At 62.1% G+C, this 14,401-nt stretch carries 16 protein-coding genes; 5 read left to right on the forward strand and 11 right to left on the reverse strand.

Going from position 1 to position 14,401, the window contains the following annotated elements; genetic code table 11:
* From EN851_RS18575 to EN851_RS18605, 7 genes are all read right to left on the reverse strand, one after another.
* The gene (locus tag EN851_RS18575; RefSeq protein ID WP_127280852.1) at positions 1–897 is read right to left on the reverse strand and encodes a glutamine amidotransferase family protein; all 897 of its coding nucleotides are present in this window, start codon (positions 895–897) and stop codon (positions 1–3) included.
* Positions 898–981: 84 nt separating this feature from the next.
* On the reverse strand, positions 982–1,311 hold the full coding sequence (locus EN851_RS18580; protein WP_135929786.1) for a hypothetical protein: 330 nt from the start codon (positions 1,309–1,311) through the stop codon (positions 982–984).
* Positions 1,308–1,997 carry a hypothetical protein gene (locus EN851_RS18585; RefSeq protein WP_189521897.1) on the reverse strand — a complete coding sequence of 230 codons (690 nt, stop codon included), beginning with the start codon at positions 1,995–1,997 and terminating at the stop codon, positions 1,308–1,310. The genes EN851_RS18580 and EN851_RS18585 overlap by 4 nt, the downstream gene beginning before the upstream one ends.
* A 45-nt stretch (positions 1,998–2,042) precedes the next feature.
* On the reverse strand, positions 2,043–3,449 hold the full coding sequence (locus EN851_RS18590; protein WP_127280936.1) for an APC family permease: 1,407 nt from the start codon (positions 3,447–3,449) through the stop codon (positions 2,043–2,045).
* A gap of 14 nt (positions 3,450–3,463) precedes the next feature.
* Positions 3,464–3,625, reverse strand: coding sequence for a hypothetical protein (locus EN851_RS18595; protein WP_127280937.1), 162 nt, complete (start codon positions 3,623–3,625; stop codon positions 3,464–3,466).
* A gap of 32 nt (positions 3,626–3,657) precedes the next feature.
* Positions 3,658–4,035: a hypothetical protein gene (locus EN851_RS18600; protein ID WP_127280938.1), complete on the reverse strand. Its 378-nt coding sequence runs from the start codon at positions 4,033–4,035 to the stop codon at positions 3,658–3,660.
* 11 nt (positions 4,036–4,046) lie between these two features.
* On the reverse strand, positions 4,047–4,334 hold the full coding sequence (locus EN851_RS18605) for a hypothetical protein (RefSeq protein ID WP_135881585.1): 288 nt from the start codon (positions 4,332–4,334) through the stop codon (positions 4,047–4,049).
* A 287-nt stretch (positions 4,335–4,621) separates the two neighbouring features.
* On the opposite strand from EN851_RS18605, the gene EN851_RS18610 reads away from it, so the two are divergent.
* From EN851_RS18610 to EN851_RS18625, 4 genes are read left to right on the forward strand one after another with little or no spacing between them, the layout of a single operon-like run.
* Positions 4,622–5,755, forward strand: a complete 1,134-nt coding sequence (locus tag EN851_RS18610; RefSeq protein WP_135929787.1) for an aminomethyltransferase family protein — start codon at positions 4,622–4,624, stop codon at positions 5,753–5,755.
* A 41-nt stretch (positions 5,756–5,796) separates the two neighbouring features.
* The gene (locus EN851_RS18615) at positions 5,797–6,393 is read left to right on the forward strand and encodes a dimethylamine monooxygenase subunit DmmA family protein (protein ID WP_135929788.1); all 597 of its coding nucleotides are present in this window, start codon (positions 5,797–5,799) and stop codon (positions 6,391–6,393) included.
* Complete coding sequence (locus EN851_RS18620) at positions 6,390–7,355, forward strand: PDR/VanB family oxidoreductase (protein ID WP_135929789.1); 966 nt, start codon at positions 6,390–6,392, stop codon at positions 7,353–7,355. The genes EN851_RS18615 and EN851_RS18620 overlap by 4 nt, the downstream gene beginning before the upstream one ends.
* Before the next feature lie 9 nt (positions 7,356–7,364).
* Positions 7,365–8,405, forward strand: a complete 1,041-nt coding sequence (locus EN851_RS18625) for a DUF3445 domain-containing protein (protein WP_135929790.1) — start codon at positions 7,365–7,367, stop codon at positions 8,403–8,405.
* 151 nt (positions 8,406–8,556) lie between these two features.
* Here EN851_RS18625 and EN851_RS18630 read toward each other — a convergent pair whose 3' ends face one another.
* On the reverse strand, positions 8,557–9,270 hold the full coding sequence (locus EN851_RS18630) for an XRE family transcriptional regulator (protein WP_127278422.1): 714 nt from the start codon (positions 9,268–9,270) through the stop codon (positions 8,557–8,559).
* Positions 9,271–9,530: 260 nt separating this feature from the next.
* Here EN851_RS18630 and EN851_RS18635 point away from each other — a divergent pair, with 260 nt between their 5' ends.
* Positions 9,531–10,889 carry an NAD(P)/FAD-dependent oxidoreductase gene (locus tag EN851_RS18635; RefSeq protein ID WP_135929791.1) on the forward strand — a complete coding sequence of 453 codons (1,359 nt, stop codon included), beginning with the start codon at positions 9,531–9,533 and terminating at the stop codon, positions 10,887–10,889.
* Between the two features lie 24 nt (positions 10,890–10,913).
* Here the strand turns inward: EN851_RS18635 and EN851_RS18640 are convergent, their stop codons facing one another.
* The 3 genes from EN851_RS18640 to EN851_RS18650 are packed head-to-tail and all read right to left on the reverse strand — an operon-like array spanning position 10,914 to position 14,382.
* Entirely contained in the window at positions 10,914–11,291 is a 378-nt protein-coding gene (locus EN851_RS18640; protein ID WP_135929792.1) for a GFA family protein, read from the reverse strand.
* 38 nt (positions 11,292–11,329) lie between these two features.
* Positions 11,330–13,312, reverse strand: a complete 1,983-nt coding sequence (locus EN851_RS18645) for an ABC transporter permease subunit (RefSeq protein ID WP_135929793.1) — start codon at positions 13,310–13,312, stop codon at positions 11,330–11,332.
* Positions 13,309–14,382: a glycine betaine/L-proline ABC transporter ATP-binding protein gene (locus EN851_RS18650; RefSeq protein ID WP_135929794.1), complete on the reverse strand. Its 1,074-nt coding sequence runs from the start codon at positions 14,380–14,382 to the stop codon at positions 13,309–13,311. Before EN851_RS18650 ends, EN851_RS18645 begins: the two co-directional genes overlap by 4 nt.
* Between the last annotated feature and the right edge of the window lie 19 nt (positions 14,383–14,401).

Here is a 14,401-nt window from a genome sequence, read left to right on the forward strand (position 1 = left end):
TCAATGCTCCCAGAAATAAACGGTTGCGGGCTCCGGTTCCCAGACCCTCGCATTGTCGATGCCGGGCAGTTTGGTCAGCGCGCGATATTCCGAGCCGAAGGCGACATACTGGTCGGTCTCGGCCATCACGGCGGGCTTGCAGGCGATTGGATCGCGCACCACGCCAAAACCATTCTTGGTGCCGACGACGAAGGTGAAGAAGCCGTCGAGGTCGGAGAGCGTGCCTTCCAGCGCCTCGCCGAGATTCTTGCCGTGCGCCATCTGCGAGGAAAGGTAGGCAGCGGCGACCTCGGTATCGTTCTCGGTCTCGAATTTCATGCCTTCGCGCACCAGTTCGCGGCGGACATTGTTGTGGTTGGACAGCGAACCATTGTGCACCAGGCACTGGTCGGCGCCGGTCGAGAAGGGATGCGCGCCCATCGTCGTCACCGCCGATTCCGTCGCCATTCGGGTGTGGCCGATGCCATGCGTGCCGGTCATCTTGCGGACATCGAAGCGATCGACGACGGCTTCCGGCAGGCCGACTTCCTTGTAGATTTCAACCGCTTCGCCGGCGCCCATGATGCGGACATCGGGCCTGAGCAACTGGAGGGCTTCACGCGCCGCGTCGACCTTGTCGGGCGTGGTCCTGACCACCGCATGTGTCGATTTCACCGCAATGCTCACCGGCGCTCCGAGAGCCTTGGCGAGTTCGGCGTCCAGCCCGCGGAAATCGCGGTCAGGCTTCGGCGATTGGATGGTGATCTTGGCCTCGTTGCCCGATGTCGCGCCATAGATGGCGATGCCGGCGCTGTCGGGGCCGCGATCGCTGAGCGATACCAGCATCTCCGACAGCATCGCGCCGAGCTTCGGTTCCAGCGCCTTGTCCTTCAGGAAAAGTCCAACGATTCCGCACATGTCAGCCTCCCGACGTTTGTGACTAGAGATGATGTACCGAATGAAACCCTTGAATTCAATGGGATGAAAAAAATTTTCCTCTGGTTACGTATGCGGCTCAATGCCACTCTGCGTAACATCGCCCTCGCGCCGGGCACTATGAGCCCATTTGGCGACACGGATACGGGCAATCTTGTAGGCGTCGAGGATCGACAACGCATAGATCAGGAAGCCGCCGGCGTGACGGCCGACGAAGCTGGCGTCCGGCGGCGAAATCTTGGCGGTCACCCAGGCCAGGATGACCATGAAGAAAAGGAACTGCAGTCCGCGCACCGGTACGCCAAGAATGACATGCCCGCTTGCCGGCAGCACGATTGCGGCGCCCAGGACGAGATAAGGGCTCACTGGCGCCGGCGAAGTGTTTGAAGTGCTCATGCGGCCTGCCGTTCGCTTCGGTTGATGGCGTCGCGCAGCTTCGAGAGAGATACGAGCAGCCGTTCGATCAGCGTCGCATCGATACGCGTGTCACCGAACGCGGCCTGCCGGAAGACCCCGTAGCGTGCCCGCTCGGCCTCGGCCAGCAGCCACACGATGCGCACTCCGTTTGGCGTGATCAGCAGCTCCTTGGCGCGGCCATCCGCAAAGGGTTCTAGATGACTGGCGATGATGCCTTGCGGGAAACGCGTGCCTCTGCGGTCCGTCCGCAGCACCGCTTCGGCTGGAAATCCCGGAGCTTTCGGCAGCGTATGGTCCAGATGGTCGAAATTCGAGAATGTCGTCGGCGAGCCCGGCCGCATCATCATGTCGAAAACGGCCGGCACCGCGACCTTTTCGGTAATGGACACCGACAGCCAGCGCGCCGGCAGCTTTCGTGTCGCCAGCGTGTCGACGATGGTGCGCAACTGGACATGATGGCCGTTCCACGATCCTTCCCAGGTGATGACGCCGGCCGTGCCCTCCGAGACATTGGCCGCGTCCGCGACGATGGTGCGAATGCTGGCCTCGTCGGCGGCGAGCGCGGCCGAGGCCCTGTCGCGGCTGCGGCGTGCCAGCCACGCAAAGTGAAGGACGAGAGCCAGGACAATTGCCCCGGCAAGCAGTGCTGATGTCACCTCGGACATTTTATCGTGCAAGGCCCATCCAGATCCTGGACGGGCCTACTCCCATCAATAGCCCTGTGGTTTCGGCCACGGCATGGTGAACTGGTCGCCACGCCGCACGAATTTGTAGCGGTAGAAGTGGAACCACAGCGAAATCAGGAAATAGAAAGCGACCATGGCGATCAACTGCGAGCCGAAGCCGAGGAAGATGGCGAAGAAGGTCACCACGCACAGGCAGAACAGCACGATTGCCGGCAGCGGATGGAAGGGGTGCGTGTAGCCGCGGCGGATCGACCCCAGCGGCCACTTCTTGCGGAACATCATGATGTTGATGCTCATGAAAGTGTACTGCAGGACGCCCGACAGGATCGAGAAGGTGATCGCCTGGTTGAGATCGGCGATGAAGGCGAAGGCCAGCGCGATCGGCAGCAGGAACAGGATCGAGCGGTAGGGCGTGCGGTATTTCGGATGCACCGCCGAGAACCAGCTCGGCAGATAGCGGTCGCGGCCGAGCGAGAACCAGGCGCGCGCCGCGTCGTTGATGCAACCGTTTGCCGAGGCAAGCGCGGCGAGCAGCGTCGCTATGAACAGAAGGTTCTCGAGCAGCGGGCTTCCGGTCAGCTTGCCGGCATCCCACAGCGGATAATAGGTGATGCCGAGATATTCCCAGGGCATCAGCGAGGCGCAGACATACCAGGTCATGGCGGCGGCGATCAGTAGCGTGATCATGCCGGCCATCGTGCCGTAGGGCAGCGAGCGTGCGGGCGAGCGCACTTCTTCGGCCGCCTGCGTCGTGCCTTCGATGCCGAGATAATACCAGATGCCGAACTGGAAGGCGGCAATGACGCCGATCCAGCCATAGGGCAGCGCGTTTCCTGGAGTGACCAGTTCGTTGAGCTTCAGCACCGCGCCTTGCGTCCACGGGCTGACCGAGAAGAACAGGACGACGATCGAGACATAGGCGATTGCCGTGATGACGAAATTGACGTTGAGCGTCATCAACACGCCGCGATAGTTGAGCCAGGCCAGCACCACGATGGTGGCGGCGATGAAGGAATTGTGGGTTAGCCCTTCGACTCCGGCCTTGGCGACGATCGTATCGCCGAGCAGGATGGCGTCGGATACTTCCAGCATCGTGTAGGCAAAGACCAGGAACAGCGCGACGTTGAACGCCATCAGCGGGCCCACGATGTGCTTGGCCTGCGCATACTGCCCGCCGGCGGCGGCGACTGTCGACGTCACCTCGGAATCGATCATGGCCACCGAGGTGTAGAGCAGCCCGACGACCCAGCACACGATCAGGGCCGCCAGCGCGCCGCCCTTGTCGGCCGAGAAATTCCAACCGGTGAACTCGCCGACCAGAACGATGCCGACACCGAGCGCCCAGACATGGGCCGGGCCGAGCACCCGAAGCAGCGATACCCGGTCGCCGTGAATTGTGGTGGTGATGTTGTTTTCAAGCGCGACCGTCATCGATCAATCCCCACTCAGATCCGGTGTTTTTCGGAAGCGGCTTCAAGCTCGCCTTCACGCGACGAGGTCAGAACGTCCTCGGAGTAGTTTGTATCGATCTTGAACCAGTCGTAGAGCATCCACAGCGCGAGCACGATCGAGATGCCCCAGCATGCGTAAGAGAGTGCCACCCACATGATCGTGTCCCCAAATTCTTCGTCGCCAAACTCTATTTGTCGTCGAACTTCTCGTTGATGACATCGCGATATTCGCGGTCGGATGCCCGGAACAGGAACACGAAATAACCGATCAGGACGGCCGCCATGATGATCAGTGTCGGCCAGTCGATGATGTAGTGGAACCGGTTCTGGATGATGTCGTGCGCGGTCTCCGGCGTATAGCCGAGCTTTTCCCAGATCGAGGCCATGGTCGGATTCTGCCCGAGCGCTTCCCAGGTCTTGGCATCGAGTGCATCGATGGATTTTGCGGCACCGGCAAGGCCAAGCTTCAGCGGCAGCCACAGCGCCACGAAGATGGCGACCACGACAACGGCGATGTCGAAGACTTGCCCGGCCTTGCTCTGCTCCGGCGGCGTATAGCGGGACATTGTTTCTCCCCTCAGGACTTGCGGTTGCGGGACGCGTCGGCGTTCTTGATGTCGAGCCCGTAGATGAACTCCTTGTCTTCCTTGTAGTGTTTGACCATCGCCAGGATGGCCGCCGTGTTGAAGATGAGCACCGCGGCGGCGGCCATGGCTACGACGGCCTTGATGCCGCCCTGGGGAATGTATGGCCAAGTCATGAAGAGGACGAAGAGGATCGTCGCCCACAGGCAGACGATCAGAAGCGCGGATCCGCGCAAATCGGAGCGGTACAGCGCTTCGATGCGCTGCTGCAGGTCTGACATCGGTTTTCCCCTTCTTTGCCGACGCCCGGTTCCGAATCCACCGCCCGCCGCCCTCTTTCAAGAGAGTGAAATTTTTTTCATAAGTTCCGCTCGAATCCCTGACTTGTCAAGACGAATTTACGTAGAGTTAACCGCTCGCTTCGAGTGAACAATTTTGCCTGACAATGAAATTATTTGCTTCAAGGGGATTGCAGGCTTCCCGCGTTTGCGGTCAATATTCCATCCAAAGCTCCGGCCTCGGGCAAAGGAGCAGGGAACAGCATGATTTTCGAACGGAGGACGAGCGGATGACGGCATCCTGGAGATTTTCAACCCTGGCGGATCGCCATCGCGCTCTGGGGTCGAAACTCGAAGACTGGAGCGGAATGGGCACCGCCTGGACCTATGACAAGGATGCCGATGAGGAATATGTCGCCATCCGCACCAAGGCCGGACTTATGGATGTTTCCGGCCTGAAGAAGGTTCACATCACAGGGCCGCACGCCTCGCACCTGATCGACCTCGCCACCACGCGCGACGTGGAGAAAATCTATCCCGGCAAGTCGGCTTACGCCTGCATGCTGAACGAAGCGGGAAAATTCACCGACGATTGTATCCTCTACCGTACCGGGCCGAATTCCTGGATGGTGGTGCACGGCTCGGGCACCGGCCATGAGGAATTGCAGCGAGCGGCCATGGGCCGGGACGTGTCGCTGCGCTTCGACGACAATCTGCACGATCTGTCGCTGCAGGGGCCGACGGCGGTCGACTATCTGGCCAAGCACGTGCCGGGCATTCGCGACCTCAACTACTTCCATCACATGCAGACGCAGCTCTTCGGCCTCCCTGTCATGATCTCGCGCACCGGCTATACCGGCGAGCGCGGCTACGAGATCTTCTGCCGTGGCCAGGATGCCGGCACGATCTGGGACAGGATCCTCGAAGAGGGCAAGGGGGCCGGCATCATTCCATGCCGCTTCACCACGCTCGACATGCTGCGCGTCGAGAGCTACCTGCTGTTCTACCCCTACGACAATTCGCAAAAATATCCGTTCGAGAACGAAGGCCCCGGCGACACGCTGTGGGAACTCGGCCTCGACTTCACCGTCAGCCCCGGCAAGACCGGTTTCCGTGGTGCCGAGGAGCACTATCGCCTGAAAGGCAAGGAGCGCTTCAAGATCTACGGCGTCCTGCTCGACGGCAAGGAGCCAGCCGATGAAGGCGCGCCGGTCTATCGCGACGGTAAAAAGGTCGGGGTGGTGACCTGCGCCATGTATTCGCCGCTGGTCGAGAAATCGATGGGCATCGCCCGGCTCGACGTCGACTGCGCGGTCAAGGACGCCAAGCTCGAAATCCGCAACAAGAGCGGATCGATCAAGGCGACGGCGCAGCCCTTGCCATTCGACGATCCCAAGAAGACCAAGCGCACGGCGAAAGGCTGAGGCATAATCGACAGCGAGGGGTTTCGAGGCACAAAGACAGAATGGCAGCCAAGACCATCATCAGCCGGCCCATTTACGGGACCCTGTCTCCGCAGCCCGGCAGGCATCATCTTTTCGTTGCGGATGCGGAAGGCACGCTCGCGATAAAAGACATGGCCGCCAGGGCTCCGGCCGGATTCTTCGACGGAGCCGAAATCGTCTTCATTGCCGGTCCCGACGGCAAATACGTTGCCGCTCTCGAAGCCTTGAAGCCGGCGCAACTGCACATCGCGCCGTCCTTCGCCAGCCTGCTGCCGCGTCTGAAGCAGACCCTGACCAACGCGCATATGGGCTTGCGCCTTTATCTTGCCGGCACCGAAGGGCTGATCGGCCAGGCCATGCAGGTGGCGCTCGAAGCCGGCATCGATCACACCTCGATGCAGACCGAGCATCGCGGCTCGCTGGCGCGGCGCATCCAGTGCGTGCACTGCAAGGGCATTACCGAAAATGTGACGACGCAGCCCGCGACCTGTTCGCATTGCGGCCTGCTGCTTCTGGTGCGCGACCACTATTCGCGGCGGCTCGCCGCCTTCCAGGGAGTCTGCATCAACGCCGAGGACCGCTCCGAGATTCCTCCGACCGAGGAGGCCTTCCCATGAGCACCGGCACCACCAAGCTCGATGTCGTCGTCAGCGACGTTGTCCCGGTCAATGACCTGGTCACCCGCTTCCATTTCCGCCGGCGTGACGGCGGGTTGTTGCCCACCTTTTCTGGCGGCGCCCATGTCGTGGTCGAGATGCGCGATGGCGAGCGCACAAGGCTCAATCCCTATTCGCTGATGGGCTCGCCGCTCGACACGCGCGAATACACCATCTCGGTGCGCCGCGACGATGTCGGTCGTGGCGGCTCGCTGTTCATGCACAACCAGGTCCGGCCGGGGCTGGAGATGGTGGTAAGCTATCCGGTCAACCTGTTCTCGCTTGATCTCAGGGCGAAAAAACACCTGATGCTGGCCGGCGGCATTGGCATCACGCCGTTCATGGCGCAGACCGCGCAACTGGCTGGCGAAGGCGGCAATTTCGAACTGCACTACACCTGCCGCACCGCCTCGCTTGGTACCTATGCCGACCTGCTCCGGGAACGCTACGGCCGTCGAGTCCGGCTCTATCACGATGACCTTGAGGAGCGTATCGATCTCGACCGGCTGTTGTCCTCGCAACCACTCGGCACGCATCTCTATGTCTGCGGCCCCGCCGGCATGATCAACTGGGTGCGCGACCGCGCCGCCGCGCTCGGCTGGCCGCCGGAGACCGTGCACTACGAGCATTTCGCGGCGCCCCAGCCCGGCCTGCCATTCGACGTGACGCTCGCCGTCAGCGGCAAGACCATCCGCGTCGGCTCGCAGCAGAGCCTGCTCGAAGCCATCGAGGCGGCCGGCGTCGATCCACCCTATCTCTGCCGCGGCGGCGTCTGCGGCCAGTGCGAGACCAACGTCATCTCGTGCGACGGCAAGTTCATCCACAACGACCATTGGCTGAGCGAGGAAGAGCACCGTTCCGGCAGGAAGATCATGCCGTGCGTGTCGCGCTTCGAAGGCGAATCGTTGGTCTTGGAAAGATAGGAGGCGAGCTTGGGCATCACCTTTCGCAAGGAAACGTTCCGCGACGACTTTACCTTCAGGAACAGCCCTGAGCACATCAGACGGTTTCCGTTCCCGTTCCACGAAGATAGCTACATGTATGCGGTCAATATCGAGCCGCATGTCGTCGGCCCGAAGGGCTCGGTGCTGGAGAACCTGATCGACGTCGACGAACACTATGTCGCCGAGATGCAGGACCGCGCGATGGTGCTGGCAGAGGATCCGCTGCGCTGCCAGTCGTTGCCGCACATGACGCTCGCCGGCTGGGATCTGCTGGAACTTTTGATGGAGCAGCAGGCACTGGGTTACCCCGAGCATTTCACACTGATGCGCGACGGCGATCGCTGGCGCTGGATCAACCGGCCGCTCGGCATCGACGATACCTTCACCTTCGGTGACACCTCGACGCTGCCTTACGGCCCGATGGAGTACATCACCCGCCAGAGCCAGGGCGATTTCTGCATCCTCGACCAGCGCGACGGCAATCTGTGGATGGATGCCGGCATGGTCACCACCCAGGCCGACTGGTCGCTCGATTTCGACATCGGCATGAACTTCTTCGAGTGGCACGCGCCGGTGCCGCTGGCGCACGAGAAGGGGATTTTCGTCAGGGCGCTGAAATTCCTCACCAATATCCAGCAGGGCAAACCGGCCAGGCGACTGAACTGGACGATGACCGTCAATCCGCGCCTCGATACCAGCCCCGAAAATTACCACAAATGGGGCCCGGACCGGGCAACGGTGACGCCCGAGAACGTCGGCGACAAGGTGCACCTGCGGGTCGAGTTGCAGAGCTTCTGGCGGCTGCCGCGCTCCAACGGCATCGTCTTCCCGATCCGCTGCTACCTGATCAAGATGGACGAACTGGTGACGCAGCCGAAATGGGCGCGGCGCCTGCATCGCGTCATACGCGACCTGCCGGAGGAACTCGCCACCTACAAGGGCTTGACCCGCTATCGGTCGACATTGGTCGAGTGGCTGTCGAAGCTGGATGATGGGAGCGCGACATCACCGGGGTTTGGGCCAGATTGACCTCCAAAGACTTGGGTTCCTCGCCCCCGCCAGAGGCGGGGGAGAGGTGTCCGCGAAGCGGACGGAGAGGGGGCCTTCGTAGGGCGCTCCCCTCTCCGTCTCGGCTTCGCCGAGCCACCTCTCCCCACTACAGGGGCGAGGAACCAAGTGCCTAACCCGCGCTATTCTGCGGATAGCAGATAATCGAAAGGTACCGCATCGGCAGCCGCGTGAGCTCTTCCGGCCCGTGCGGCGCGTCGGCGTCGAAGAACAGGCTGTCGCCGGGCTTCATCGGATAGAGGTTGCTGCCATGCCGGTAAACGACCTCGCCCTCGAGCATGTAGAGGAACTCCATGCCTTCGTGCTGGAAGGTCGGGAACACGTCGGAATCCTCGGTCAGCGTGATCAGATAGGGCTCGACCACGACGCCGCTGGTGTTGGAACCGATATGACCGAGCAGATTGTACTGGTGGCCGGCGCGCGTGCCGCGGCGTTCGACGTCAAGGCCTTGGCCGGCCTTGACGAAGACAGCGCTGCGTTCTTCCTCGAAACGGCGGAAGAAGGCGGTGACGGGAACGCCGAGCGCCCGCGACAGCGCCTGCAGCGTGGTCAGCGATGGTGAGGTGATGCCGTTCTCGATCTTGGACAGCATGCCCAGCGAAATGTCGGTGGCGACGGCGAGATCGGCGACGGTGATGCCGAGCTTCTTGCGGAAGGCCCGCACCTCGCGGCCAATCGCCACCTCGAGCACTTTTTCGCGGGTATCGCGGATGGCGTGCGGGTTCTGCGTCAGCGGCGCCCGGATGGTCTTGCCGTCCGCCGAGACCTTTGGCTGCGGCTTTGGTTTGGCGCCGGCAAGCCCGGCCTTGGTACTGTCTTTCGCCATGTCGCCCCCGGACTTCGCGGATTTATTTCACTCAAGGTGAACATGTCAGGTGGCGATACAGCAGCGCAACCGCAACGGCAAGCCGTCTTGTGGTGCATGCGCCGGTCCTTTGAGTGCGGCCGTGGCCGGTTATTCGCCAGGAATCGATTGTGCGCAAATGCCGTTTCCGCAGATCGCTGTTGACAGCACGGAAGGGCCAATTACTGTCCTGTCAGTGAAATTTGTTTCGCTGGGGAAATCAAAAAAGAGGAGGCCCGGAAATGAAAACTCGTGTTGCCGTCATTGGAGCCGGGCCGTCCGGTCTGGCTCAGCTCAGGGCCTTCAAGTCGGCTGCCGACAAGGGCGCCGAGATTCCCGAGATCGTCTGCTTCGAAAAGCAGTCCGACTGGGGCGGCCTGTGGAACTACACCTGGCGCACCGGGCTCGACGAACATGGCGATCCCGTGCACGGCTCGATGTACCGCTACCTCTGGTCGAACGGGCCGAAGGAATGCCTGGAATTCGCCGACTACACATTCGAGGAGCATTTCGGCCGGCCGATCGGCTCCTACCCGCCACGCGCCGTGCTGTGGGACTACATCAAGGGCCGCGTCGAGAAGTCGGGCCTGCGCAAATGGGTGCGCTTCAACAGCCCGGTGCGCATGGTGACCTTTTCCGACGAGACGAAGAAATTCACCGTCACCGCGCATGACCGGACCAACGACGTGACTTACTCCGAAGAGTTCGACAATGTCGTTGTTGCCTCCGGGCACTTCTCCGTGCCCAACGTGCCTTATTTCGAGGGCTTCTCGACCTTCAACGGCCGCATCCTGCACAGCCACGATTTCCGCGACGCGATGGAGTTCAAGGGCAAGGACATCCTGATCATCGGGCGTTCCTATTCGGCCGAGGACATCGGTTCGCAATGCTACAAATACGGCGCCAAATCGATCACCTCCAGCTATCGCTCCAAGCCGATGGGTTTCAAATGGCCGGAGAATTGGAAAGAGGTGCCGCTGCTGCAGAAGGTCGTCGGCAAGACGGCGCATTTCAAGGACGGCACGACCAAGGATGTCGACGCCATCATCCTGTGCACCGGCTATCTCCATTCCTTCCCCTTCCTGACCGATGACCTCAAGCTCAAGACAGCCAATCGCATGTGGCCGCTCGACCTCTATGAGGGCGTGGTCTGGGAGAAGAACCCGAAGCTGTCCTATATCGGCATGCAGGACCAGTTCTACACCTTCAACATGTTCGACGCGCAGGCCTGGTTCGCCCGCGACGTCATCATGGGCCGCATCAAGCTGCCCTCGGCCGAGGCGATGGCGGCGCATGGCGCCAAATGGCGCGCCCGCGAGGAGACGCTCGAGGACGCCGAGCAGATGATCTGGTTCCAGGGCGACTACACCAAGGAATTGATGGACCAGACCGACTATCCCGGCTTCGACGTCGAGGCGGTCAACCAGACCTTCATGGAATGGGAGCATCACAAGGCGGAGAACATCATGGGCTTCCGCGACCATTCCTATCGCTCGCTGATGACCGGCACCATGGCGCCGCTGCACCATACGCCGTGGCTGCAGGCGCTGGACGATTCGATGGAGAGCTATCTCGAGGTGAAAGGCGTCGCGGCCGAGTAGTGGCCCAGGAGGCGGGCTTTGGCGTCAGTCTGGCACCACGACCCAGCCGTGGCGGCGCTTGTCGTAGACTGACTTTGTCGGCGCCGGGAAGGACGGATCGGCGAAACAGCCGACGGCCACGGCGACCGCCTCCGGTTTTCGTGACGGATACCAGAACACAGTCGACCCGCACGCTCCGCAGAAATGGAAGCTGATCGGGAAGCCGCTGTCGGAATCGCGTTGGAATGTCTTCGATGGGCCCCGGATATCGGTCGCGGCGGCGTCGAAGAAGGCCGCGATGCCAAACGGACTGCCGGTCCGCCGCTGACAGTCGAGGCAATGGCAAAGCGACACCATGGTCGGCTCTTGCGGGCAATGTATCTGCAATTGTCCGCAGGTGCAGCTGGCTACCCTGCTGGTCATTCTCTTCTCTCCTTTTTGGTGGTATCGGCGGTTGAGTTTTACCCCAGTCTCGCCCGTGCCTTCGCCGTCCACGCATTGAACAGCCTGTCGGCGACGATGCCGATGAAGGCGATGGCGAGGCCGGCGACAATGCCGCGGCCGGAATCGGCCTTCGACAGCGCGATGAACACTTCCTGGCCGAGGTCGCGGGTGCCGACCATGGCGCAGATGATGATCATCGCCAGCGCCATCAGGATCGTCTGGTTGACGCCGAGCATGATTTCGGGAAGCGCCAGCGGCAATTGCACACGGAAAAAAGTCTGGCGCGGCGTGCAGCCGGAAACCTTCGCCGCCTCGATCAGTGCCGGCGGCACCTGCCTGATGCCATGATTGGTGTAGCGGATCGCCGGCACCACGGCGAAGGCTATCGTTGCGATCATTGCGGTGACATCGCCGACACGAAACAGCATCACCACCGGAATGATGAAGCAGAACGACGGCAACACCTGCAGCGTGTCGATGACGGGCGTGACGATCTTTTCGAAGCGGTCGCTTCGCGCCGCCGCAAGCCCGATCGGAATGCCGATCAGGCAGGCTATGAAGGCCGAGATGCCGCAGAGATAGACCGTCGCCATGGTCTTTTCCCAAAGGCCTGTGATGGCGCAGAAGGCGGTGAGTGCCGCGACAAGTGCGGCCAGCCGCAAGCCTGAGAGCTGGTAGCCGGCAAGGCCGAGCAAGAACACCGCGCCCAGCCACGGAAATCCTTCGCAGAAGGCGCGCACCGGATTGAGCACGTTGAGGATAAGCGCCACCCGAAACGCTTCGATGATGTCGAAGAAGTTGATCGTCACCCAGTTCACCGCCGCTTTCCACAATGGCGCGGTGGTGAAGGTGATCGCCTTCGGCACGGCCGCGAAAGCCGGCACGAACAGGCCGAGCAGCGTGGTGACGGCAAGAATCGCAATGGCCAGCGTCAGATTGGGGTAGCGCCGCCAGAAACGCGGGCTGGCGGACGACCGGTGGACATTGCCTGTTGCCTGCTTGTGGGCGATGGCCTGGCTCAGCCGGTCGAGCGCGATGGCGAGCGCGACGATGGCCAGCCCGGCTTCCATCGCCTCGCCGACCTTCAGCGCGCGCAGAGCGAGCAGCACGTCGTAGCCGAGCCCGCCGGCGCCGATCATCGAGGCGATGATCACCATATTCAGCGCCAGCATGATCACCTGGTTGACGCCGACCATCAGCGTCGGCCGTGCCGAGGGCAACAGCACCCGCCACAATTTCTGCCGCGCGGTGCAGCCGGCCATGTCGCTGAACTCGCCGATCTCCAAGGGCACCCGCGTGAGGCCGAGCATGGTTGCCCGCACCATCGGCGGCGTGGCGAAGATGGCGGTGGCGATCATCGCCGAGACCGGGCTGTTGCCGAACAGGAGCAGCATCGGGATCAGGTAGGCAAAGGTCGGGATCGTCTGCATGAGGTCGAGGGCAGGGGAGACGATGAGCCTCTCCGCCCACGGCTTGCGCCACGCCCAGATGCCGGCGAATAGCCCGGTGAGAATGCAGAACGGCACCGCGATCGAGATCAGCGCCAGGGTCAGCATGGCGCTGGTCCACTGGCCGAACAGCGCGATGTAGAGGAAACAGCCGCCAACCAGCATGCCAAGTTTTCTGCCGCCGGCTGCATATCCTGCAATGAAGGCGGTCGCACAGACGCCAACCCAGGACAAACGCGGCAGCACGAAAGCGTCCGCGCCGTGACCGATCTTGAAATTCTTGGCCAAGAGGTTGAGCGCGAAGTCGAGCGGCACGCCGAGCATCGCGGTGACCGAGCGGGTCAGCCAGGACAGGTTCGACTTGATCCAGCCCATCAGCGCGCTGACCCAGTCGGCGACGGGCACGACGGCGCTCGCCGGATAGTCGACAGCCCAAGGGACGACGTCCTGCAGCAGGAACACCACCAGCACGGCGGCAAGCGCCAGCACCCAGATCACCAGCCACCGTTGAATCGGCGGCCTTGCCTGGCTGGTGCTTGCCGTTACAGTCATGCGCCGGCTCGCTCGATGCCGGCCAGAAGATCGATCACCGCTTGCGGCGTCACCTCGCCGATCGGCTTGGCGGTGCCGTTGACCACGGCGAACGGTTTACCGGCGGCAACGATGCTGGCCGAGAAGCTGGCGATCTTGGCCTCCGGCGCCACCGTGCCGCCATGTTCGGCGCCATCGCAAGGGCGCATCAGGCTGCGTGCCGAAATCACCTTGGCGCGGTCGACGTCACGGGTGAACTCGGCGACGTAGTCGGTAGCCGGATTGACCACCAGTTGCTCCGGCGTGCCGATCTGGATGACTTCGCCGTCCTTCATGATGGCGATGCGGTCGGCCAGCCTTATCGCCTCGTCGAAATCATGGGTGATGAAGACGATGGTCTTGTGCAGCATGGTCTGCAGCCGCATCAGCTCATCCTGCATCTCGCGGCGGATCAATGGATCGAGCGCCGAGAACGGCTCGTCGAGAAACCAGATTTCCGGCTTGGTGGCGAGACTGCGGGCGATGCCGACACGCTGCTGCTGGCCGCCCGACAATTCGCGCGGATAGAAATGCTCGCGCCCGCGCAGGCCGACGAGTTCGATGACTTCCCGGGCGCGAGCCTCGCGTGTCGAACGATCCTGTCCCTGGATGCTGAGCGGGAAGGCGATGTTGTCGAGCACGTTCAGATGCGGCAGCAGCGCAAAATTCTGGAACACCATGCCCATGCGGTGGCGCCTGAGTTCGATCAGCGCGGCATCGGAAATCTCGAGCAGGTCCTTGCCTTCGAATTCGACCTTGCCATGTGTCGGTTCGACCAGCCGCGACATGCAGCGCACCAGCGTCGACTTGCCAGACCCTGACAGGCCCATGATGATGAAGATCTCGCCCTGTCGGATTTCGAGATCGACGGCGCGCACCGCGCCGACCAGCCCCGCTCCGGCTATGTCGGCTGCGCTGGCCTTGCCGTCGCGCTCGCGGATGAAATTGGCGGCGTTCGTCCCAAACAGTTTCCAGACATTGCGGCAGGCAAGTTTTATCGGCCGGGGATCTTTCCCCGTCGCGTTCGATGCCTGTTCAATAGCTTTCGTCATTCAGTCGTCCTTCTGGAAC

The organism is Mesorhizobium sp. M8A.F.Ca.ET.208.01.1.1 (assembly GCF_004791315.1).
Lineage (GTDB): Bacteria > Pseudomonadota > Alphaproteobacteria > Rhizobiales > Rhizobiaceae > Mesorhizobium.